This is a genomic window from Pseudomonas sp. MDT2-39-1 (assembly GCF_054898085.1).
Map to the genome: position 1 here is coordinate 2,869,652 of NZ_CM142716.1, position 21,233 is coordinate 2,890,884.

At 59.4% G+C, this 21,233-nt stretch carries 16 protein-coding genes; 6 read left to right on the plus strand and 10 right to left on the minus strand.

The window, feature by feature from the left end:
* Positions 1-310: 310 nt before the first annotated feature.
* Entirely contained in the window at positions 311-1,648 is a 1,338-nt protein-coding gene (locus ACYZTM_RS13780) for an OprD family outer membrane porin (protein ID WP_131061035.1), read from the minus strand.
* Between the two features lie 350 nt (positions 1,649-1,998).
* Between ACYZTM_RS13780 and tauA the strand changes: the two genes are divergently transcribed.
* Positions 1,999-2,988, plus strand: a complete 990-nt coding sequence (gene tauA / locus ACYZTM_RS13785; protein ID WP_131061034.1) for a taurine ABC transporter substrate-binding protein — start codon at positions 1,999-2,001, stop codon at positions 2,986-2,988.
* 117 nt (positions 2,989-3,105) lie between these two features.
* Here tauA and argA read toward each other — a convergent pair whose 3' ends face one another.
* The gene (gene argA, locus ACYZTM_RS13790) at positions 3,106-4,404 is read right to left on the minus strand and encodes an amino-acid N-acetyltransferase (protein ID WP_131061033.1); all 1,299 of its coding nucleotides are present in this window, start codon (positions 4,402-4,404) and stop codon (positions 3,106-3,108) included.
* A 267-nt stretch (positions 4,405-4,671) separates the two neighbouring features.
* The gene (argE, locus tag ACYZTM_RS13795) at positions 4,672-5,841 is read right to left on the minus strand and encodes an acetylornithine deacetylase (protein ID WP_131061032.1); all 1,170 of its coding nucleotides are present in this window, start codon (positions 5,839-5,841) and stop codon (positions 4,672-4,674) included.
* 156 nt (positions 5,842-5,997) lie between these two features.
* Here argE and ACYZTM_RS13800 point away from each other — a divergent pair, with 156 nt between their 5' ends.
* Positions 5,998-7,365: a CYTH domain-containing protein gene (locus tag ACYZTM_RS13800; RefSeq protein WP_461988961.1), complete on the plus strand. Its 1,368-nt coding sequence runs from the start codon at positions 5,998-6,000 to the stop codon at positions 7,363-7,365.
* 100 nt (positions 7,366-7,465) lie between these two features.
* On the opposite strand, the gene ACYZTM_RS13805 is transcribed toward ACYZTM_RS13800, so the two are convergent.
* Positions 7,466-7,930 carry an Lrp/AsnC family transcriptional regulator gene (locus ACYZTM_RS13805; RefSeq protein WP_131061030.1) on the minus strand — a complete coding sequence of 155 codons (465 nt, stop codon included), beginning with the start codon at positions 7,928-7,930 and terminating at the stop codon, positions 7,466-7,468.
* A gap of 125 nt (positions 7,931-8,055) precedes the next feature.
* Between ACYZTM_RS13805 and ACYZTM_RS13810 the strand changes: the two genes are divergently transcribed.
* From ACYZTM_RS13810 to ACYZTM_RS13825, 4 genes are all read left to right on the plus strand, one after another.
* Entirely contained in the window at positions 8,056-8,394 is a 339-nt protein-coding gene (locus tag ACYZTM_RS13810; RefSeq protein WP_461988962.1) for a hypothetical protein, read from the plus strand.
* A gap of 90 nt (positions 8,395-8,484) precedes the next feature.
* Positions 8,485-10,269, plus strand: coding sequence for a type IV pilus assembly ATPase TfpB (locus ACYZTM_RS13815; protein WP_131061028.1), 1,785 nt, complete (start codon positions 8,485-8,487; stop codon positions 10,267-10,269).
* 69 nt (positions 10,270-10,338) lie between these two features.
* Positions 10,339-10,659, plus strand: coding sequence for a DUF2388 domain-containing protein (locus tag ACYZTM_RS13820; RefSeq protein ID WP_169857239.1), 321 nt, complete (start codon positions 10,339-10,341; stop codon positions 10,657-10,659).
* A gap of 446 nt (positions 10,660-11,105) precedes the next feature.
* Positions 11,106-12,101, plus strand: coding sequence for an IS110 family RNA-guided transposase (locus ACYZTM_RS13825; RefSeq protein ID WP_131063537.1), 996 nt, complete (start codon positions 11,106-11,108; stop codon positions 12,099-12,101).
* A 33-nt stretch (positions 12,102-12,134) separates the two neighbouring features.
* On the opposite strand, the gene gcvP is transcribed toward ACYZTM_RS13825, so the two are convergent.
* The 6 genes from gcvP to ACYZTM_RS13855 all read right to left on the minus strand — a co-directional run bounded on the left by gcvP (position 12,135) and on the right by ACYZTM_RS13855 (position 21,231).
* Positions 12,135-15,008, minus strand: coding sequence for an aminomethyl-transferring glycine dehydrogenase (gcvP, locus tag ACYZTM_RS13830; RefSeq protein WP_461988963.1), 2,874 nt, complete (start codon positions 15,006-15,008; stop codon positions 12,135-12,137).
* Between the two features lie 235 nt (positions 15,009-15,243).
* Positions 15,244-15,627 (minus strand): glycine cleavage system protein GcvH, encoded by a 384-nt coding sequence (gene gcvH / locus ACYZTM_RS13835; protein WP_131063330.1) that lies wholly within the window; start codon positions 15,625-15,627, stop codon positions 15,244-15,246.
* A gap of 49 nt (positions 15,628-15,676) precedes the next feature.
* Positions 15,677-16,759, minus strand: coding sequence for a glycine cleavage system aminomethyltransferase GcvT (gene gcvT, locus ACYZTM_RS13840; RefSeq protein ID WP_131063329.1), 1,083 nt, complete (start codon positions 16,757-16,759; stop codon positions 15,677-15,679).
* A 156-nt stretch (positions 16,760-16,915) separates the two neighbouring features.
* A complete protein-coding gene (locus ACYZTM_RS13845; protein ID WP_461988964.1) occupies positions 16,916-18,532 on the minus strand; it encodes an ABC transporter permease in 1,617 nt (538 codons plus the stop codon).
* Between the two features lie 229 nt (positions 18,533-18,761).
* Entirely contained in the window at positions 18,762-19,766 is a 1,005-nt protein-coding gene (locus tag ACYZTM_RS13850) for an extracellular solute-binding protein (RefSeq protein WP_131063327.1), read from the minus strand.
* A 247-nt stretch (positions 19,767-20,013) separates the two neighbouring features.
* On the minus strand, positions 20,014-21,231 hold the full coding sequence (locus ACYZTM_RS13855) for a 2-octaprenyl-3-methyl-6-methoxy-1,4-benzoquinol hydroxylase (protein ID WP_461989138.1): 1,218 nt from the start codon (positions 21,229-21,231) through the stop codon (positions 20,014-20,016).
* Between the last annotated feature and the right edge of the window lie 2 nt (positions 21,232-21,233).

Here is a 21,233-nt window from a genome sequence, read left to right on the forward strand (position 1 = left end):
TTTGGCCGCGCAGGATACATCTTCATAAAGCCAAAAAGAATTTTGTCATTCTTTTTCATAGCGTTTCGGAATATGCCTGCGCAGCGCAGATCCGAGGTATCGGCTACAAATCCGATTCCTGAACCTGTTCTTCTAACGGTGATTATTTTGCTTAGCGCCGGGTCTTTTGATGAATACCGGACGGGGCCTACTTTAGGCGCTCGCAAAAAAAACCAAAAAGAATAATAAATACGCATTAGTGTTGTTTTTGGAATATACAGAAACAAAAAAAAGCCTTGCCGACCGGCAAGGCTTTTTCTGACGACATTTGTTACATGAAGCTGTAGGTGTAGTTGAAGATCAGACGGGTCTGATCCTGATCAAGGGTGCTGGTGTTGCCGCGATACATACCGTGACGCAGCGTCGTGCCAAACCCTTTAAGCGGACCCGCTTGAATCACGTAATCCACACGCAGGTCGGTTTCCCGCTCGTTCAGGTCCTTACCCACACCGTTGGTGGCCTTGATGTCCTGGCCATACAAGTAAGCAGCCGAAGCTTTCAAGCCTGGCACACCCAACGAAGCGAAGTCATAGGAATACTGGCCATACGAGGTATTTTCACCGGCACGGATAAAGCTGCCGACCGTGGCGTCGGTGAACGAGTAGAAGCTGGCGCCGCCAGCACCTTCGTTTCGCCCTCTACCGTCAACCACGTTGCCCTGGTTCAGGAAAACGAAGCCGCCGTCATCGCTGACACGCTGATGCCCGAGCAGAAACGCGCTGCCACCCAGGGTATAGGTGAATGTGGCGCTCCAGGTCTTGTTATCGACCACGCCCCTTTCCTTGGCGTAGCCGCTGTTGTTGTTGAACTGGTAGCCGGCGTCGCCGTTCTTGCCGTCGGAGCTGCTGTCAAAGTAACGAAGATCGGTCTTGAACGACTGGTTGGGAGCGATCGGGTAGACGTGCACCAGGCCGAGGAAGTTCTGCTTGTAGTAGTTTTCCAGGTTCGCGTAGTAGTACTGCAGCGTCAGCTCTTTGGTGACCGCCCAGTCTGCACCGGCGTAGCGGAACTGGTTACTGTCCTCTGTGCCACCCGCCACGGCCAGGCCAGTGCTGTTGGAGGATGCCCGACCTGTCGCGTGCTCCAACTGACCTACGTTAAAGGTGAAGTTGTCGATTTCCTTCGAGGTGATGGTGCCACCTTCAAAGGTCTGTGGCAGCACGCGGCTGTCGTTCGCAATCAGGATCGGCATGTTTGGTTGCAGAGCGCCACCGTAGTGGGCCTCTGTCTTCGAGAATCGTGCCTTGACGTTGCCCGCCACACGGCTCCATGAACTCTCTGCCGAACCATCGGAATCGCTAGGGTTGAAGGAGTTATTGTCCGGGTGATGGCCCTTGCCACCGTCCAGATGGATACCGACCATTGCCTGGGCGTCGAAACCGAAACCTACGACACCTTGAGTGAAGCCCGACCGGTAATCGAACTTCAGACCCTCAGCAGTCTCTCGCTGCCGGTTAGCTGGCGTCTTGGCGCCTTCACGGACATCGGCGTCGAAATAATAGGTGCGCGAGCTTACGGAAGCCTTGCTGTCTTCGATGAAACCGGCGGCGCCTGCCTGCTGCGCCAAAACCCCTACAGCCACGGCCAAGGCCAAGGTCGACTTGTTCATTGCTTCACTCCTCTCGATTCTAATTCTTGTATTCCTGGCCCGGAGTCAATGCCCCAGATCCTAAGATGCGCGATTAGCGCCAGACCGTGACTCACAAGTCAATCGTAACTATGTGTGTCTACGACCATGGTCTAATCCCCGGTTTTTTGGTCCTTGCGGGGTCATGAGTTCGTCATAAACCCAAAAAGAATGGGTCAGTTCTTTTTCCAAACCTTTCAGGAATACGCTCATCGTCCCGCGCCAGAGCGGTCGCCTCACAAGCTAATTCCTAAAAGGTATTTGTTAGCCTTTTTTTAGATCGATTAGCGTTGACGCAAATCGGAAACAATCCCCTACCCAAAGGCGATGCCATGACGACCAAACGCGCACTATCCAGACCATTTGTTACAGTTTGTGTATCGCTTGTACTTTCTGTTTCCGCTCACGCGGCGAACCTCACCGTCGGTTATCAAACCGGGATCGATCCGAGCAAAGTCCCCCAGGCCGACGGTGTTTACGAAAAGACCATCGGCGAGAAAATCGACTGGCGTCGTTTCAACAGCGGCCCGGAAGTGGTGACCGCCATTGCGTCAGGCGACGTGCAGATCGGCAACCTTGGTTCAAGCCCGCTCGCGGCGGCCGCTTCGCGCAATCTGCCGATTGTTGCGTTCATCGTTTCCGCACAGATCAACGCCGCCGAAGCGCTGGTGGTGCGTAACGGCAGCGGCATCGACAAACCGGAAGATCTGATCGGCAAGACGATCGCCACTCCGTTCGTTTCAACCTCCCATTACAGTCTGCTCGGCGCGCTGAAGCACTGGGGCCTGGACGCCTCGAAAGTCAAAGTGGTGAACCTGCAACCGGCGGAAATTGCTGCCGCCTGGAAGCGTGGCGACATCGATGGCGCGTTTGTCTGGTCGCCGGCACTTGGGGAAGTTCGCAAGACAGGCAAGACCTTGACCGACGCGGCACAGGTGGGTCAGTGGGGCGCGCCGACGTTCGAGGTATGGGTTGCACGTAAGGATTACGCCGAGAAGCATCCGGACGTTGTGGCCAAATTCGCCAAGGTCACCCTGGACTCGTTCGCCGACTATGCCGCGCATAAAGACAGCTGGACCGCTGACTCGGTGCCGGTACAGAAAATCGCCAAATTGACCGGTGCCAATGCGGCTGATGTGCCCGAACTGCTGACCGGCTCAGCGTTCCCGGATGCCAAAGCCCAACAGACCACCGCGCTGCTGGACGGCGGCACGGCCAAGGCGATTGGCGAGACGGCGAAGTTCTTGAAGGAGCAAGGGAAGGTGGAGACAGTGCTGCCGGATTATTCGGCGTATGTCAGCGCGAAATTCGTCACTGAATAACACCGCCATTCTTTGTAGGAGCGAGGCTTGCCCGCGAAGGCGTCGTCACAGCCACCATCAGTGTTGGATGTGATGGCCTCTTCGCGGGCAAGCCTCGCTCCTACAGGGTCCGTGTGTTCAGAGGGTTTTTTCGAAGATCTTCGAATTACGCTGATAGTTGTACAGCGACGCCCGCGCCGACGGCAGGCGCTCAACGCTGCTCGGCACAAACCCACGCTCACGGAACCAGTGAGCGGTCCGGGTCGTCAGCACGAACAAGGTTTTCAAGCCCTGGGCCCGGGCGCGGGTTTCGATGCGCTCCAGCAGCTCATCACCACGACCGCCATGGCGGTAGTCCGGGTTCACCGCCAGACACGCCAACTCCCCAGCATCCGAATCAGCAATCTGATACAGCGCCGCACAGGCGATGATCATGCCTTCGCGTTCGACCACACTGAACTGTTCGATCTCACGCTCCAGCACCTCACGGGAACGCCGCACCAGAATGCCCTGCTCTTCCAGCGGGCTGATCAAATCCAGCAAACCACCGACATCTTCAATGGCCGCTTCGCGCACAATCTCGAATTGCTCCTGGGCCACCAGCGTACCGCCACCGTCCCGTGTGAACAGTTCGGTCAACAGCGCGCCGTCTTCGGCGTAGCTGACGATATGGCTGCGTGCAACACCGCCGCGGCAAGCTTCGGCCGCCGCATCCAGCAGTTCCGCCTGATAGTTGCTGCCCAAGCGTTGCAAATGCGCCGGTACTTGTTGCGGGCGCAACTCACGAACCAGCCGACCGTTTTCATCGATCAAGCCAAGGTCAGCGCCAAACAGAAGAAGCTTGTCTGCACCCAGGTCGATGGCCGCGCGCGTGGCGACGTCTTCGCAGGCAAGGTTGAAGATCTCACCGGTCGGCGAGTAGCCCAACGGCGACAGCAGCACGATGGAGCGCTCATCCAGCAGACGGTTGATGCCCTTGCGGTCGACCCGGCGCACTTCGCCGGTGTGGTGATAGTCGACGCCTTCCAGCACGCCGATCGGCCGCGCCGTTACCAAATTGCCGCCGGCGACCCGCAGACGCGAGCCCTGCATCGGCGATGAGGCCATGTCCATGGACAGCCGCGCTTCGATGGCGATGCGCAACTGGCCGACCGCATCGATCACACACTCAAGGGTCGCGGCATCGGTAATGCGCATCCCGTGGTGGTAATGCGGCGTCAGGCCGCGCGCGGCGAGACGAGTCTCGATTTGCGGACGCGAACCGTGAACCAGCACCAGTCGCACACCGAGGCTGTGCAACAGCACCAGGTCGTGGACGATATTGCCGAAGTTCGGATGCTCCACGCCGTCGCCGGGCAGCATGACGACAAAGGTGCAATCACGGTGGGCGTTGATGTAAGGCGAAGCGTGGCGAAGCCAATTAACGTATTCGGGCATGAACCTGGGCCTGTAATAAATAGCAGCCAAAAAATGGGCGAAACTGAAAACGCACAGCGGGCTGATGGTTATCGTCGGAACAGGCTTGGCGACACGCGCGCTCTCCTCATGAATACGGGTTGGGACACTGGCAATTTATACGGTTTACTCAGCTACGCCACTGAACCTGTGGGAGCGGGCTTGCTCGCGAAGGCGGTGTGACAGTCGACGCTGATGGTGACTGATACAACGCATTCGCGAGCAAGCCCGCTCCCACATGGACTGTGCTCAACTTTCTGACATTGGCATTTTGGCCGGCGTCAGGCAGTAATGCTCAATCAGTTGTCGTAATAGATGCACCGTAGGCTGCAAACGTGACATTTCGAGGTATTCCCCCGGTTGGTGCGCACAGGCGATATCGCCCGGGCCCAGCACCAGTGTTTCACAGCCAAGACGCTGAAGATAAGGCGCTTCGGTGCCGAACGCCACTGCTTCGGCGCGATGACCAGTGAGCTTTTCCGCGACCCGGACCAATTCGGCGTCCTCGGCTTGCTCAAACGGCGGCACTTCGGGGAACAGCGGCGCGTAATCGATCTTCACCTGATGCCACTCGGCAATGGGTTTGAGCTTCTGCAGAATCTGCGCGCGCAGAACATTGGGGTCCATGCCTGGCAACGGGCGCAGATCAAACTCCAGCGAACACTGGCCGCAAATGCGGTTGGGGTTATCGCCACCATGGATGCAGCCGAAATTCAGGGTCGGCGTCGGTACGCCGAACTGCGGATTGCGAAACTCGCGCTGCCACTGCAGGCGCAAACCGCGCAGTTCGCCGATGGCATCGTGCATGGCTTCGAGGGCACTGTGGCCAAGGCGCGGGTCCGAGGAGTGGCCGCTCTGACCGAGTATGTCGATGCGCTCCATCATGATGCCTTTGTGCATGCGGATCGGCTTTAACCCGGTCGGCTCGCCAATCACCGCCGCGCGCCCCAGCGGACGTCCGGCTTCGGCCAAGGCGCGAGCGCCGGACATCGAGCTTTCTTCATCACAGGTAGCGAGGATCAGCAGCGGTTGTTTGAACGGTTGGTCGAGCAGAGGAATGACGGCTTCGATGGCCAGGGCGAAAAAACCCTTCATGTCGCAACTGCCCAAGCCCACCCAGCGGCCATCGACTTCAGTCAGCTTCAGCGGGTCGGTCTGCCACAACGCGCCATCGAACGGCACCGTATCGCTATGACCGGCCAGCACCAGGCCACCGGGGCCGGAACCGAAACTGGCCAGCAAGTTGAACTTGCCGGGGCTGACTTGCTGGATGTCGCAGGCGAAACCCAGGTCACCGAGCCACGTCGCCAACAAGTCAATGACCGGACGATTGGATTGATCAAGGCTGGGCTGGGTACAACTGACCGACGGCGCGGCAATCAGCGCAGCGAACTGATCTTTCATGGACGGCAAAGGCATCGCTGACTCCAACTCGCGAATTGAAGACCATCATAGAGCCATCCAGTGACAGGAATAAACCGCCGCGGCACGTAGGACTGATGAGTCCTGTACACTGCACGACCTTGGCAGCCACACATTCCCCCGGCTGCGCTCCCGATCCTGGATTTTCCGGCCATGCAGAAAGAAACCGAAATCAAACTCCGCGTCAGCCGCGAAACCCTCGCTGCTCTGCGCGAGCACCCGCTCCTGAAAAAACGCAACAAAAGTGGCTGGGAACGCCGTGAGTTGATGAACCAGTACTTCGACACGCCTGAGCGCGACCTGGCCCGCGCCAAGGTTGCCCTGCGCCTGCGCAAGGATGGCGAGGAAGTGATTCAAACCCTCAAGACCCGTGGCCAGAGCGTCGCCGGTCTGTCCGAGCGTAACGAATACGACTGGAACTTGCCCAAAGCCAAGCTCGACGTGAAAAAACTCGACGGCGAATGCTGGCCAGAAGAATTGGCCGAGCTGGACAAGAAAACCCTGAAACCGATCTTCACTACCGATTTTGTTCGCGAACGCGCCGAAATCGCTTGGGGCCGCGGCAAGACCAAGGTGGTCATCGAGGCTGCGCTGGACCTGGGCCACGTGGTGGTCGGCAAGCAGAAAGAAGAAATCTGCGAGCTGGAACTGGAACTGCGCGAAGGCGAGCCGGCTGCCCTGCTGGAACTGGCCGCCGAACTGGCCGCGACCCTGGCCCTGATGCCGTGTGACATCAGCAAGGCCGAGCGTGGTTATCGTTTGTACGACGCCAACAGCTATTCGTTGAGCCTGCCGGCGCCGCAAATCACTGCCGAAACGCCGCTGGATGATGCGTTCGCAGCGCTGAGCTGGCATTTGCTGAGCAGCAGCCAGCGCCTGGCTGAGCAGTATCGTTTCAACGGCCACTGGCGGTTGTTGCTGGACTGGGTCGAGAACCTGGCGGAATTGCGCGCATTGCTCAGTAGCCTGGGTCAAGCCGCGCCGCGTCAGTCGACCCACGATCTGCGCGTGGCACTGGATGCCTTGCTTGAAGACTGGCGTCCACTGGTGCAAGCCGGTATCGACGACGAAGACGTGCGCAAAGCCGCGCCGGAGCAGTTCCTCGAAGAACTGGAAGACCCGCGTTGGGGCGTTTTCTCGCTGAACACTTCGCGTTGGTTGCTGGCTCGCACCTGGGCGGCTGATCGTAACGTGCGTGGCAATCGCCAGGGCGCTGCGCAATTGGGTAGCTGGTTGCCGCGTTTGCTGGGTGAAGAAGCGACGTCCCTGCAATTGCAGCGTTATCAGCAACAGCCGGAAGATCTGGCCGAGCAACTGCCGCGCATCGAGCGCATTCAGGCCTGGCTGCACCATGCCCGTGGCGTGCTGGACATCCCGGAAATGGATCGCTTGTACGGTGAGCTGAAACTGTTGGCGCAACTGGCTAACGAACCGATCACCGATGAATCGCTGGATGCGCGTAAGCAGCAGGCGATTGCGGTTTATCAGAATCGTGCCTGGAAAATGCTGCTGCGTATGTAAGATCGCCTTCGCGGGCAAGCCTCGCTCCTACAGGATTTACGCAACCCCCTGTAGGAGCGAGGCTTGCCCGCGAAGAGGCCCAAACATTCACCACAAAATCTCAGACCGGCAAACTCGTCGTCGACTTGATTTCCGACAACGCCACAATCGAATTCACTTCCTGAATCCCCGGCACCATCGACAGCTTCTCAAAGAAAAACCGCTCATACGCCTCGATGTCCGCCGTGACAATCCGCAGCAAGAAATCCACCGACCCCATCAACACATAACACTCCAGCACTTCGGGAAAGCCGCGAATCGCCTCGGTGAACTCGGTGAAGTTCGAGCGCCCGTGCGCGTTGAGTTTGATCTCGGCGAAGATCTGCGTGTTAAGCCCGATCTTCTTCCGGTCAAGCAACGTCACCTGACCGCGAATGATCCCCTCCTCCTTCATCCGCTGAATACGCCGCCAGCACGGCGACTGCGAAAGCCCCACCTGTTCGGCGATCTGCGCACTGGAGAGCGAAGCGTCCTCTTGCAGCAACGCCAGAATCTTGCGGTCGTAGCCATCCAGCTCGTTTTGCATAAATAAACCCGTGATTGATAGCCAGCCGAATCAAACCATTCGAAAACCAGGCAATAAGCCCAATCATAGATAAGAAATGCCCCGTGCCGAATGTAAAAATTCCTCCATTGATTTGGAGACCGACGATGCCGCACCTGGAAGCTGTGAACACCTCACCCATCCGCGCCGATGTCTGGAACGCCGGCAACGCTCACTGCCGCGTTCATTACCAACTGCTGGCCGAAGCCGAGCCAGACCTGCTGTGCCGGGCGCTCAACTTTTTCGCTTTACAGTTTCTGACGCCGCAATGGGTCAATGCGCAGCGGATGGACGATTTGATGTCGATCGACATCGTCATGGACGGACTGAGCTGGCATCGAGCCGAAGTGATTGCGGAAAAATTACGTAACCTGATCAGCGTGTGTTCGGTGGAGCTGCAAGCGGCTGATTCCATGCGGGAAGCGCCGGCTCAAGCGGCAGGCTGAAAAACCTCGACACGGCTTCGTCGGGTAGTGGCCCAACGGTCGGTGGGTCCGCGACTATCCTTTGCGAACTGTTGTTCATGAGGAGCCCGCATGTCCGTTCAACTTGCCATTCAGGACCGCTGGCTGGATCTCAATGATTTGCTGCGTGAGCTGGTCGCCCAGGGCTTCATCAGCCAGGACTCGGCCGAACACGCGCTCAATGCCCGTCGCCGGCATGCCGCCAATGGCCAGATGCATCCCCTGGAATTCATCGCCAGCCAACACCTGGACGACCTCAGCCGTCCCGGTAAACATCTCGATCTGGAAAGCCTGACCCTGTGGCTGTCGCAACAGGCCGGTCAGCCTTACCTGCGTATCGATCCACTGAAAATCAACGTTGCGGCGATTACGCCGCTGATGTCCTACGCCTTCGCCCAGCGCCACAAGATTCTGGCGGTGTCCGTCGACCGCGACGCAGTGACCGTGGCCAGCGCCCAGCCATACGTCAACGGTTGGGAAGCTGACCTGACCCACGTGTTGAAGCTACCCATCAAACGCGTCGTGGCCAACCCGGTGGACATCCAGCGCTTCAGCGTCGAGTTTTTCCGCCTGGCCAAATCGGTCAGCGGTGCGACCAATGCCGATCAGCAAACCAATACGCTGGGCAACTTCGAACAACTGCTCAACCTAGGCGCCAGCGATCAGGAACCGGACGCCAACGACGCGCACATCGTCAATATCGTCGACTGGCTGTTCCAGTACGCTTTCCAGCAGCGCGCCAGTGATATCCACATCGAACCCCGGCGCGAGCAAGGCACGGTGCGTTTTCGCATCGACGGCGTGCTGCACAATGTCTATCAATTCCCGCCGCAGGTGACCATGGCCATCGTCAGCCGCCTGAAAAGCCTCGGGCGGATGAACGTCGCGGAAAAGCGCAAACCCCAGGACGGCCGGGTGAAAACCAAGACCCCGGACGGCGGCGAAGTCGAGCTGCGGCTGTCGACTTTGCCGACAGCGTTCGGCGAAAAAATGGTCATGCGGATCTTCGACCCGGAGGTGCTGCTCAAGGATTTCGATCAGCTGGGATTCTCCGCCGAAGACCTGCGCCGCTGGCAGGACATGACGAGCCAGCCCAATGGCATCATTCTGGTGACCGGGCCCACGGGTTCGGGGAAAACCACCACGCTTTACACCACGCTCAAGAAACTGGCGACACCTGAGATCAACCTCTGCACCATCGAGGACCCGATAGAAATGGTCGAGCCGGCGTTCAACCAGATGCAGGTCCAGCACAACATCGACCTGACCTTCGCCGCCGGTGTCCGCGCGCTGATGCGACAGGATCCGGACATCATCATGATCGGCGAGATCCGCGACCTCGAAACCGCGGAAATGGCGATCCAGGCCGCGCTCACTGGCCACTTGGTACTTTCGACCTTGCACACCAACGATGCGCCCAGCGCCATCAGCCGCCTGCTCGAACTCGGCGTGCCGCATTACCTGATCAAAGCCACGGTGCTAGGCGTCATGGCTCAACGACTGGTGCGCACGTTGTGCCCGCACTGCAAGGCACCGCTGACATTGGGTGAAGAAGACTGGCAAACCCTGACCAAACCCTGGCAAGCGCCTCTACCAACCAACGCCCAGCGCGCTATCGGCTGTCTGGAATGCCGCGACACCGGCTATCGCGGCCGCGCCGGGGTGTACGAAATCATGCAGTTGACTGACGGTGTCAAAGCGCTGATCAATCCCGACACCGATTTGCTGGCGGTGCGGCGTCAGGCGTTCAAGGAAGGCATGCGCAGTTTGCGGCTGTCGGGGGCGCAGAAAGTGGCGGCCGGTTTGACGACCATTGAGGAAGTGTTGCGGGTGACGCCGCAGAGTGAACAAAAGTAGGCGCGGCCATCACGGAACTGGATTGGGGAAACGGCGATCAAAGCCCGTAGTTAACCAGTGGAGTCACCCATTATGCGTCTCAAACTTGCTGTCGCTACCATCGCCTTGTTGTCCCTTCCTGTTGGTTCGGCGATGGCCGATAGCTTTTGGCGTAACGTCATTTCTTCCGGTGCGACCACCGGCTCGACTTACCTGACCTTCAAGGATCACAAGCTGATCGTGGCCGCGCAGGACGATGCCGGCAGCTTCGTCGCCAGTGACGGCGGCATCCGCGGTCCATACCTGGAGGCTGCGATGCAGAAAGTCCGTGCCGACAATCCGGGCCTGCAGGCGACGGATATGGAACTGGCGAACGCGATCCTGGCGAAGAATGCCGTTGCTTCGGAATAAGCTTCTCAGCTGAATGAAAATGCCGCTCACATGAGCGGCATTTTTTTGCCCGACACAAACCCCTGTAGGAGCGAGCGGGCGGCGATCCGACTTGCCCGCGAAAGCGATATAACATTCAACATTTACGTCAACTGACATATCGCCTTCGCGGGCAAGTCGGATCGCCGCCCGCTCGCTCCTTGTATGTTGACCCTGATTCCAACGAGAGAGGTTACGCTTAAGGATTCATACAACAGCAAGTGCGTTTCTGGGGGAGGCCGATCGCTCCTGAAGGCAGGATTTGCTCCTGACCTTGTCTGTAGAGAGGCCCCCCCGCCTCATTGCCCACCACGAAGAGTATCGAGAAGCCGACAAGTCGGACTTCGCATTACAAGGTTGCAGTGGCATGAAGTTCGAGGTCGGGGGAACCAGGAGCAATCTTACCGAAAATCAGGGAAGTGAAAACCATGAATACTCATGTCGGCATAGACATTGGTGCCCGCACGTCTGCTATGGGATGGCGGCAGAACGGTAAAACATCAGGCCAGTGGGACATTCAGCACACCCCCAAGGGGCGTAAGGCTGCCGTGACCAAGATGTTGGGCCTCAAACCGCTGAGCGTGGTCATGGAGGCCACCGGCATTTACTACCTGGACCTGGCGATAGAGTTGCATGCCGCCGGCTTACCGGTCTCGGTGATCAACCCCAAAAGCTTCCATAACTTTGCCAAGCTGATGCTGCAAAACAGCAAAACTGACCAGATTGATGCTCAGTTGCTGGCCGAGTATGGCGAACGCATGGCGCCAAGACTGTGGGTGCCACCTACCGCAGATCAACTGATGCTGCGTGCGATTGGGCGCCATATCAACCGGCTGATTGGCCATCGGACCCGAGCCAAGAACGAGTTGCACGCACTACAAGCGACGCAAACGAGCGTTGAGCTGCTGATCGAGGATGAAAAAGATGCGATTGCAGCGCTAGACACACGGATTGATCGTTTGAAGAAGGCTGCACGCGAGGCCATCGCCAAATGCCCGGATCTGAGTTTGCAGTTTCGCTGCATGATGGCTGCACCCGGCGTGGGAGAGGCCTCGGCCATCGCAGCACTGGCTGAGTTGACGACACTTCCTGTGACGCTTAAATCGGCGCAGGTAAGCCGTTATGCAGGACTCGATGTAAGGCTGACCCAGTCAGGCACCAGCGTGAACCGGCCAGGGCGAATGTCCAAATGCGGCAACGCGTATTTACGGGCAGCGATGTTCATGCCGGCAATGACGGCAATTCGCTGTGATGAGAATGTGAAAGCCTTTTACGAGGCGCTGGTAGCCCGCGGCAAGAAGAAAATGCAGGCCATCGGAGCAGTGATGCGTAAATACCTGACCGGGTTATGGGCATGCATGCGTTCTGGAGAAGAATTTAATACGGCCAAGCTTTTTAGCGAAAAACATCTCGCGAAAGCTTGACCGTGAACAGAGTATCTACAGGGTACGGGGCTATTAGCGGTAATCGTCGACAGGGACGCACGCACAAAACAGATTACGGTCGCCGTACACGTTGTCCACCCGATTCACCACCGGCCAATACTTGTGCGCCTTGGTGTGCGCATCCGGCGTCACCGCTTGCTCGATGCTGTAAGGCCGCTCCCAAACCCCGGTGATATCGGCCAAGGTGTGCGGCGCGCGCTTCAGCGGATTGTCCTCGGCTGGCCAGTTACCGTTCTGCACCTCGGTGATTTCCGCGCGAATGCTCAGCATCGCCCCGATAAACCGGTCAAGTTCGGCCTTTGACTCACTCTCGGTCGGCTCGACCATCAGCGTTCCCGGCACCGGAAACGACATAGTCGGCGCATGGAAACCGTAATCCATCAGACGCTTGGCCACGTCCTCTTCGCTGATCCCGGTCAGCGCCTTCAGTGGCCGCAAATCCAGGATACATTCGTGGGCCACACGCTCGTTGCGCCCGGTGTAGAGCACCGGAAATGCCCCGGACAAATGCTGCGCCAGGTAATTCGCGGCGAGGATCGCCACCTCACTGGCATCCGCTAATTGCGGCCCCATCATCGCGATGTACATCCAGCTGATCGGCAAAATACTCGCACTGCCCCAAGGTGCCGCGCTGACCGCGCCGTTCTGTGGCAGCGGTCCTTCGATCGGCACCACCGGGTGATTGGCAACGAATGGCGCCAGGTGCGCGCGCACACCAATCGGCCCCATGCCCGGCCCGCCGCCGCCATGGGGAATGCAGAAGGTCTTGTGCAGGTTCATATGGGACACGTCGGCGCCAATGTCCGCCGGCCGCGCCAATCCAACCTGAGCGTTGAGGTTGGCGCCATCCATGTACACCTGGCCGCCGTGGCTGTGGATAACTTCACAGATTTCGCTGATGCCTTCCTCGTACACGCCGTGGGTCGAGGGATATGTCGCCATCAGGCAGGCGAGCTTGTCGCCCGCCTCCGCGGCCTTGCTTTTGAGGTCATCCAGATCGACGTTACCCGCCTCGTCGCACTCGACGATCACCACGCGCATCCCGGCCATCTGCGCCGACGCCGGGTTGGTGCCGTGGGCCGAGGACGGAATCAGGCAGATGTCGCGCGCTCCTTGATGACGACTCTCGTGGTATTTGCGGATCGCCAGCAGCCCGGCGTACTCGCCTTGGGCGCCGGAGTTGGGTTGCATACAGATCGCGTCGAAACCGGTAATCGCGCAGAGCCAGCGCTCCAGCTCTTCGATCATCAGCGAATAACCCACCGCCTGCTCTTTCGGCGCAAACGGGTGCAGGTTGGCGAACTGCGGCCAGGTGATGGGGATCATCTCGCTGGTGGCATTGAGTTTCATGGTGCAGGACCCCAGCGGGATCATCGACTGATTGAGCGCCAGGTCCTTGTTCTCCAACTGTTTGAGGTAGCGCAGCATCTCGGTTTCACTGTGATGAGCGCTGAACACCGGATGACGCAAATAAGGCGAGGTGCGCAGCAGACCTGCGGGAATACCGGAAGCAAGGACTTCAGCATCCAGTTCGTCGACGTTCAGCCCATGATCGGCACCGAGGAATACATCAAACAGTTTCGCTACCGTGGTTTCGTCAGAGGTTTCGTCGAGGCTCAATCCCAACTGTCCGCGCCCGAGAATGCGCAGATTGATCTGTGCGGCCTGGGCACTTTCGATGATTGCCGTCTGTGTGCCACCGACCTCCAGCGTCAGCGTGTCGAAAAAGTGTGTGTTGAGGCGGGTGATGCCGTGACGCTCAAGGCCGGCGGCAAGGATGCAGGTCAGCCGATGGACGCGCTGGGCAATCTGCTTCAACCCTTCCGGCCCGTGGTAGACCGCATAAAAACTGGCAATGTTGGCCAGCAGCACCTGGGCGGTGCAGATGTTCGAGTTGGCCTTCTCCCGACGGATATGCTGCTCGCGGGTTTGCAGGGCCATGCGCAAGGCGACATTGCCGCGAGCATCTTTCGAGACGCCGATGATCCGCCCGGGAATCGCCCGTTTGTACTCATCGCGGCTGGCAAAGAACGCCGCGTGCGGTCCGCCGTATCCCATCGGCACGCCAAAACGCTGGGAGGAGCCAAACACCACGTCGGCGCCCAACTCCCCCGGAGGGGTCAGCAACAGCAGGCTCAGCAGATCCGTCGCGACACAGGCCAGCGCCTGCTGGGCATGCAGATGATCGATCAATGGACGCAGATCGCGGATCTCGCCATGGGTGTCGGGGTATTGCAGCAACGCGCCAAACACCTGGTGCTGTTTCAAGTTATCCACAGCGTCGATGATCAGCTCGAAACCGAACCCTTCGGCTCGGGTCTGCACCACGGAGATGGTTTGCGGATGGCAGTTCTCATCGACGAAAAACAGATTACTACTGGATTTGGCGACCCGCTTGGCCAGCGCCATGGCTTCCGCCGCCGCCGTCGCTTCATCGAGCAGCGAAGCGTTGGCCAGTTCGAGGCCCGTGAGGTCGATGGTCAATTGCTGGAAATTCAGCAGCGCTTCGAGCCGGCCTTGGGCGATCTCCGGTTGATAAGGCGTGTAGGCGGTGTACCAACCAGGATTTTCCAGCACGTTACGCACAATGACGGTCGGCGTGAGGGTGCCGTGGTAGCCCATGCCGATCAGGCTGGTCCAGACCTGGTTCTGCTCGGCGTACCCGCGCAGTTTGGCCAGCGCGGCCTCTTCGTCGAGGGCGGGCGGCAAATCGAGCGGCCGGTTCAGGCGGATTCCCGGTGGCACCGTCTGCTCGATCAGCTCGACCCGGCTGCCGAGGCCGAGGCTGTCGAGCATCGCCTGTTGCTCGGCGGCATCGGGCCCGAGGTGGCGGCGAAGGAAGGCATTGGGGTCGCGTAACTGGCTCAAGGACGGCAACTGGGACATGACGGGCTCTCTCTTGACTGGCGCTCAACGTCGATGCAACACGGTCAAACCAGCATAGCAGCCGCTGCCGACAGCGAACCCTGTAGGAGCGAGGCTTGCCCGCGAAGGCTGAGTGCCAGTCGATAGCTGAGTGGCTGACGCACCGCCTTCGCGGGCAAGCCTCGCTCCTACAGGGATTATCGTCAGGCGAAAAAAAGCCCCGACAAGTCGGGGCTTCGGGAATGACGCTGAAGGCTTACTCGCCGATGGCGGCCTTGTAGCCGGCTGCATCGAGCAGCTTGTCGAGATCGCCAGCGTTGCTTGGCTTGAGCTTGAAGATCCAGGCACCGTATGGGTCGGAGTTGAGCAATTCCGGATTAGCGCTCAGTTCCTCGTTGATCGCGATCACTTCACCGGATACCGGGGAGTAGATGTCGGATGCGGCTTTAACCGATTCAACGACACCGGCTTGATCTTCGGCAGCGAAGACTTTTCCGACTTCGGTCAGCTCAACGAACACCACATCGCCCAAGGCTTCCTGAGCGTGATCGCTGATGCCCACGGTGACGGTGCCATCGGCTTCGAGACGGGCCCATTCGTGACTTTCGGCAAAACGCAGGTCGGCAGGAATATCGCTCATGTTCTGTGTCCTCAAGAGAATTGTCAGCGGTCGTTGCCCGCCAAAAAGGTTAGATCAAGGTTTTGCCATGGCGTACGAAGGTCGGTTTGACCACTCGGACCGGGTACCACTTGCCACGGATTTCCACTTCTGCGCGGTCGGCAGTTGCCATCGGCACGCGCGCCAGTGCTATCGATTTGCTAAGCGTAGGAGAGAAACTACCACTGGTGATCTCCCCTTCGCCAACATTGGCGATGCGGACCACTTGATGAGCGCGCAAAACCCCACGCTCCTCAAGGACCAGCCCGACCAGTTTGTGCTGCACGCCACCCGCCCGTTCGGCTTCAAGAGCGCTGCGACCGATGAACTGGCGAGTGGCCGGTTCCCACGCAATGCTCCAGGCCATGTTGGAGGCCAGTGGTGAAACGTCTTGATGAATGTCCTGACCGTAGAGGTTCATGCCGGCTTCGACCCGCAGAGTATCGCGCGCCCCGAGGCCGATCGGCGAGATGCCCGCGCCCACCAGATCGTTGAAAAATCCCGGGGCTTGATTGGCGGGCAGAACGATTTCCAGGCCATCTTCGCCGGTGTAACCCGTGCGCGCGATGAACCAGTCACCATCGGCCTGGCCTTCGAAGGGCTTGAGCATCTGAATCAGGTTGCCGCGGGACTGGGTCACCAGTTCGGAGATTTTGTGCCGGGCCTGAGGCCCTTGAATGGCCAGCATCGCCAACTCGGAGCGCTCGTTGAGCCGCACCTTGAAACCATCGAGATGGGCCTGCATCCAGGCGAGGTCCTGGTTGCGGGTGGAGGCGTTGACCACCAGCCGATAACCGTCCTCGAGACGGTAGACGATCATGTCGTCGACGATGCCGCCGCGCTCGTTGAGCATGGTGCTGTACAAGGCACGGCCAGGGCTGTGCAGACGTTCGACGTCATTGGCCAGCAAATGCTGGAGCCAGGCCTTGGCCTGACGGCCGCTGACATCGATCACGGTCATGTGGGATACATCGAAAACCCCGCAATCGCGACGCACCTGATGGTGTTCCTCGACCTGCGAGCCGTAATGCAAAGGCATATCCCAACCGCCAAAATCGACCATCTTCGCGCCGAGGGCGAGATGAAGGTCATACAGAGGCGTACGCTGTCCCATGGGTTTCTCCTTCCGGGCGTGGCGAAGGTGCGGGCAGGTGCTGCACGGGGTGAAAGCCTTGAAATATATGGCTTTCAGCCGATTTCAGCTACCTGATCTGTAGGACAGACCGCACCGAATGCCGCGCATTGTAGCCTCAAGGTGTAGGACTGGCACCTAGGTGTTTCGATGCGCCGAACGTCGAATCAATCCGATGACCGGTAACAGTCCGACCAAAACCAGGGTCAGGGCCGGCAACGAGGCCCTCGCCCACTCCCCTTCGCTGGTCATCTCGAAGATCCGAACTGCCAGCGTGTCCCAGCCAAACGGGCGCATCAGCAGGGTCGCGGGCATTTCCTTGAGCACATCGACGAACACCAGCAACCCAGCGCTCAACGTTCCCGGGAGCAATAACGGCAGATACACTTTGAAAAACAGTCGTGGCCCACTGACGCCAAGGCTACGTGCTGCTTCGGGCAAAGATGGCCGTATTCGCGCCAGACTGCTTTCCAGCGGCCCATACGCCACCGCGATGAAACGCACCAGATAGGCCAGCAATAACGCCGACAGACTGCCCAGCAGCAATGGCTTGCCGGCGCCACCCAACCAACCCGATAACGGAACCACCAGTTCGCGGTCCAGGTAACTGAACGCCAGCATGATCGACACCGCCAGTACCGAACCCGGTAAGGCGTAGCCGAGATTGGCCAGACTGACGCCGGAGCGGATTGCTCGGGTCGGCGCCAGGCGTCGAGCAAACGCCAGCACCAAAGCAACACTGACGGTGATCAGCGCCGCCATGCCGCCCAGGTACAAGGTATGAACGATCAGGCCCGCGTAACGCTCATCCAAATCGAAGCGCCCGCGCTGCCAGAACCACACCATCAGTTGCAGCATCGGAATGACGAAGGCACACGCGAACACCAGACCGCACCAACTCATGGCCGCCAGCGCTTTGAAACCGCGCAGGTGATACAGCGCCTTGACCCGAGGTCGTTCGTTGCTCGCCCGGTTGGCCCCGCGAGCACGACGCTCGCCGTACAGCACGACCATCACCACCAGCAGCAAAAGGCTGGCCAGTTGCGCGGCAGTGGAAAGGCTGAAGAATCCGTACCAGGTCTTGTAGATGGCGGTCGTGAACGTGTCGAAGTTGAACACCGACACCGCGCCGAAATCCGCCAGGGTTTCCATCAGCGCAAGCGCCACGCCAGCACCGATGGCCGGGCGCGCCATGGGCAACGCGACTCGCCAGAACGCCTGCCACGGGGATTGCCCCAAGACTCGCGCCGCTTCCATCAAGCCTTTGCCTTGAGCCAGGAACGCGGTTCGCGCCAACAGGTAAACGTAGGGATAGAAGACCAGCACCAGGACCAGAATCACCCCGCCGGTGGATCGCACCCGCGGCAACCTCAAGCCCGTGCCAAACCATTCGCGCAACAGGGTTTGCACGGGGCCGGCGAAATCCAACAGGCCGACGAAAACGAATGCCAGCACATAAGCCGGTATCGCAAAAGGCAGCATCAGCGCCCAGTCCAGCCAACGCCGACCGGGGAACTCGCAGAGGCTGGTCAGCCAGGCGAGGCTGACGCCCAAGACCGTCACGCCGATACCGACGCCAAGTACCAGGGTCAGGGTGTTGCCCAGCAGGCGCGGCATCTGGGTGTCCCAGAGGTGGGACCAGATTTGATGATCGATGGTTTGCCAGGAGAAAAACAGGACGCTCAGGGGCAGCAGGACCAGCGCGGCGATGGCGAAGACCAGGGGATACCAGCGGCGTTGGGCGGGGTGGGCCAAGGAAGTTCTCTAGAAAATGTTGGGCGGCGCAAGATAATCCCTGCGCCCCTCTGTGGCGAGGGGGCTCGCCCCCGTTGGGCTGCGAAGCAGCCCCAAACCATTCAATCAAATTGAATCAGCTATTAATGCACTGACCGATTTTACGACTGCTTCGCAGCCGAACGGGGGTAAACCCCCTCGCCACAGGTAACCCCCTTCACAACAGGGAAGCACTCTCGCGAGTGTGGTGTCAGTTCCAGCCAGCCCGGTCCATCATCCGAATCGCTTCAGCCTGACGCTTGCCGGCAATTTCCACAGGCAACGTATCAGCGACAAACTTGCCCCAGCTCGCCACTTCTGCGGAAGGCTGAACCGCAGGGTTAGCCGGGAATTCCTGGTTCACGTCAGCAAAGATCTTCTGCGCTTCAGGTGTGGTCATCCATTCCACCAAGGCTTTGGCCGCTTCCGGGTGCGGGGCGTGTTTGGTCAGGCCGATGCCCGACAGGTTCACGTGCACGCCACGGTCGCCCTGGTTTGGCCAGAACAGCTTTACCGCCAGATCAGGCTTCTGCTTGTGCAGACGACCGTAGTAATAGGTGTTGACGATGCCGACGTCGCATTGGCCAGCGTTGATGGCCTCCAACACCGCGATGTCATCCGAGAACACGTCGGTGGACAGGTTACTTACCCAACCCTTGAGAATTTTCTCGGTTTTGTCAGCGCCGTGGACTTCGATCATGGTGGCGGTCAGGGACTGGTTGTAGACCTTCTTCGCCGAGCGCAGGCACAGGCGGCCTTCCCAATTTTTGTCGGCCAGACCTTCGTAAGTGGTCAGCTCGCCCGGCTTCACCCGCTCAGTGGAGTAAGCGATTGTCCGCGCCCGCAGGCTCAAACCGGTCCAGGCATGGGCGGAAGAGCGATATTGCAGCGGGATATTGGCGTCGATCACCTTGGAGGTGAACGGTTGCAGGATGCCCATTTGCTCGGCCTGCCAGAGGTTGCCGGCATCGACGGTCAGCAGCAGGTCGGCGGTGGCGTTCTCGCCCTCGGCCTTGATCCGCTGCATCAGCGGCGCTTCCTTGTCGGTGATGAACTTCACCTGTACACCGGTTTTCGCGGTGTAAGCGTCGAAGACCGGCTTGATCAGCTCGTCGATCCGCGAGGAGTAAACCACCACTTCATCGGCGGCCTGGGCAGCGGTGCTGCCAATCAGGGTCAGGGCGAGTGCGGTCAGTAGACGCTTCGGTATCAACATGGGAGCGATCTCTCGGTTGAAAAATTGAAGCCAAATGATATGGACTCACATTTAGCTTCTCAATCGAACAGTTTGCGGAGGCGTTACCAGATGTTGCACCGTTGGAATTTGCGGTGAATGTTCTTGCCCCATCGCGAGCAGGCTCGCTCCCACAGGGATCTCCAGTGTTCACAAATAATGTGTGATGAACTGAACCCTTGTGGGAGCGAGCCTGCTCGCGATGAGGCCATCAGCCACAACGAAGATCTCAGGCCTTGGCCAGTGCCGGCAAATCCCCGATCAAACCCAGCGCTTCGCGCACGAACAACGCTTTGGCTTCAGGCATCTGGTCGACCATCTTCAACCCGGCATTACGCAACCAGCGCACCGGCAATGGATCAGCCTGGAACAGGCGCTCGAAACCCTCCATCGCCGCCATCAATGCCAGGTTGTGAGGCATGCGTCGACGCTCGTAGCGACTGAGCACTTTCACATCCGCCAAACGCTCGCCACGCGTGGTCGCTTGCAGCAGCACTTCGGCCAGCACGGCGGCATCGAGGAAACCGAGGTTCACGCCCTGCCCGGCCAATGGGTGAATGGTGTGCGCCGCGTCGCCGATCAGCGCCAGGCCTTCCGCCACATATCGCTTGGCATGACGCTGACGCAGCGGTACGCACAGACGCGGGTCGGCGCTGAGCACTGTGCCGAGTCGGCCTTCAAAGGCGCGTTCCAATTCGAGACAGAACTCTGCGTCACCCAGCGCCATCAGCCGTTCGGCTTCGCTCGGTGTGGTCGACCAGACGATCGAACACCAATCCTGCTGACCGTCTCGCTCCAATGGCAGAAACGCCAGCGGACCGTTGTCGGTAAAACGCTGCCAGGCCGTCATTTGATGGGGTTTTGCGCTGCGCACGCTGGTGACGATCGCGTGGTGCAGATAATCCCACTCGCGCGTGGCCACGCCGGTCAGCCGCCGCACTGCGGAGTTGGCGCCATCCGCCGCAATCACCAGCGGCGCACGCAAGGTGCGGCCATCAGCCAGAGTCAGCAGCCAGTCATCGCCGGAGCGGCGCATCTGCTCCAGGCGCGCATTGGCCATCATCCCGAGGTCGCAGTCATGCAAACGATCGAGCAAGGCATCCTGAACCACGCGGTTCTCGACGATATGCCCGAGCACCTCGGCATGCACACTGGTCGCCGAAAAATGAATTTGCCCGGTGCCGCTGCCGTCCCAGACGTGCATGTCGGTATACGGGCTGCTGCGCCGGCTGGCGATACCGTCCCAGACACCGAGGCGATCGAGAATCCTATGGCTGGCCGTCGACAAGGCGCTCACTCGCGGTTCGAACGGCGATTGCTCGTCGAAGGGCTTAACGCTCATCGGGCTACCGTCCAGCAGCAGGACTTCCAGCCCGCTGTCCTGCAACGCCAGCGCCAGGGTGCTACCGACCATTCCGGCCCCGACAATCAGCAGATCTGCGCGCATTT

What these genes read in the sequence shown, in the direction of transcription:
- ACYZTM_RS13780 (WP_131061035.1), bottom strand. Translation starts at nt 1,648, where the DNA reads ATGAACAAGTCGACCTTGGCCTTGGCCGTGGCTGTAGGGGTTTTGGCG.
- tauA (WP_131061034.1), top strand. Translation starts at nt 1,999, where the DNA reads ATGACGACCAAACGCGCACTATCCAGACCATTTGTTACAGTTTGTGTA.
- argA (WP_131061033.1), bottom strand. Translation starts at nt 4,404, where the DNA reads ATGCCCGAATACGTTAATTGGCTTCGCCACGCTTCGCCTTACATCAAC.
- argE (WP_131061032.1), bottom strand. Translation starts at nt 5,841, where the DNA reads ATGCCTTTGCCGTCCATGAAAGATCAGTTCGCTGCGCTGATTGCCGCG.
- ACYZTM_RS13800 (WP_461988961.1), top strand. Translation starts at nt 5,998, where the DNA reads ATGCAGAAAGAAACCGAAATCAAACTCCGCGTCAGCCGCGAAACCCTC.
- ACYZTM_RS13805 (WP_131061030.1), bottom strand. Translation starts at nt 7,930, where the DNA reads ATGCAAAACGAGCTGGATGGCTACGACCGCAAGATTCTGGCGTTGCTG.
- ACYZTM_RS13810 (WP_461988962.1), top strand. Translation starts at nt 8,056, where the DNA reads ATGCCGCACCTGGAAGCTGTGAACACCTCACCCATCCGCGCCGATGTC.
- ACYZTM_RS13815 (WP_131061028.1), top strand. Translation starts at nt 8,485, where the DNA reads ATGTCCGTTCAACTTGCCATTCAGGACCGCTGGCTGGATCTCAATGAT.
- ACYZTM_RS13825 (WP_131063537.1), top strand. Translation starts at nt 11,106, where the DNA reads ATGAATACTCATGTCGGCATAGACATTGGTGCCCGCACGTCTGCTATG.
- gcvP (WP_461988963.1), bottom strand. Translation starts at nt 15,008, where the DNA reads ATGTCCCAGTTGCCGTCCTTGAGCCAGTTACGCGACCCCAATGCCTTC.
- gcvH (WP_131063330.1), bottom strand. Translation starts at nt 15,627, where the DNA reads ATGAGCGATATTCCTGCCGACCTGCGTTTTGCCGAAAGTCACGAATGG.
- gcvT (WP_131063329.1), bottom strand. Translation starts at nt 16,759, where the DNA reads ATGGGACAGCGTACGCCTCTGTATGACCTTCATCTCGCCCTCGGCGCG.
- ACYZTM_RS13850 (WP_131063327.1), bottom strand. Translation starts at nt 19,766, where the DNA reads ATGTTGATACCGAAGCGTCTACTGACCGCACTCGCCCTGACCCTGATT.
- ACYZTM_RS13855 (WP_461989138.1), bottom strand. Translation starts at nt 21,231, where the DNA reads ATGCGCGCAGATCTGCTGATTGTCGGGGCCGGAATGGTCGGTAGCACC.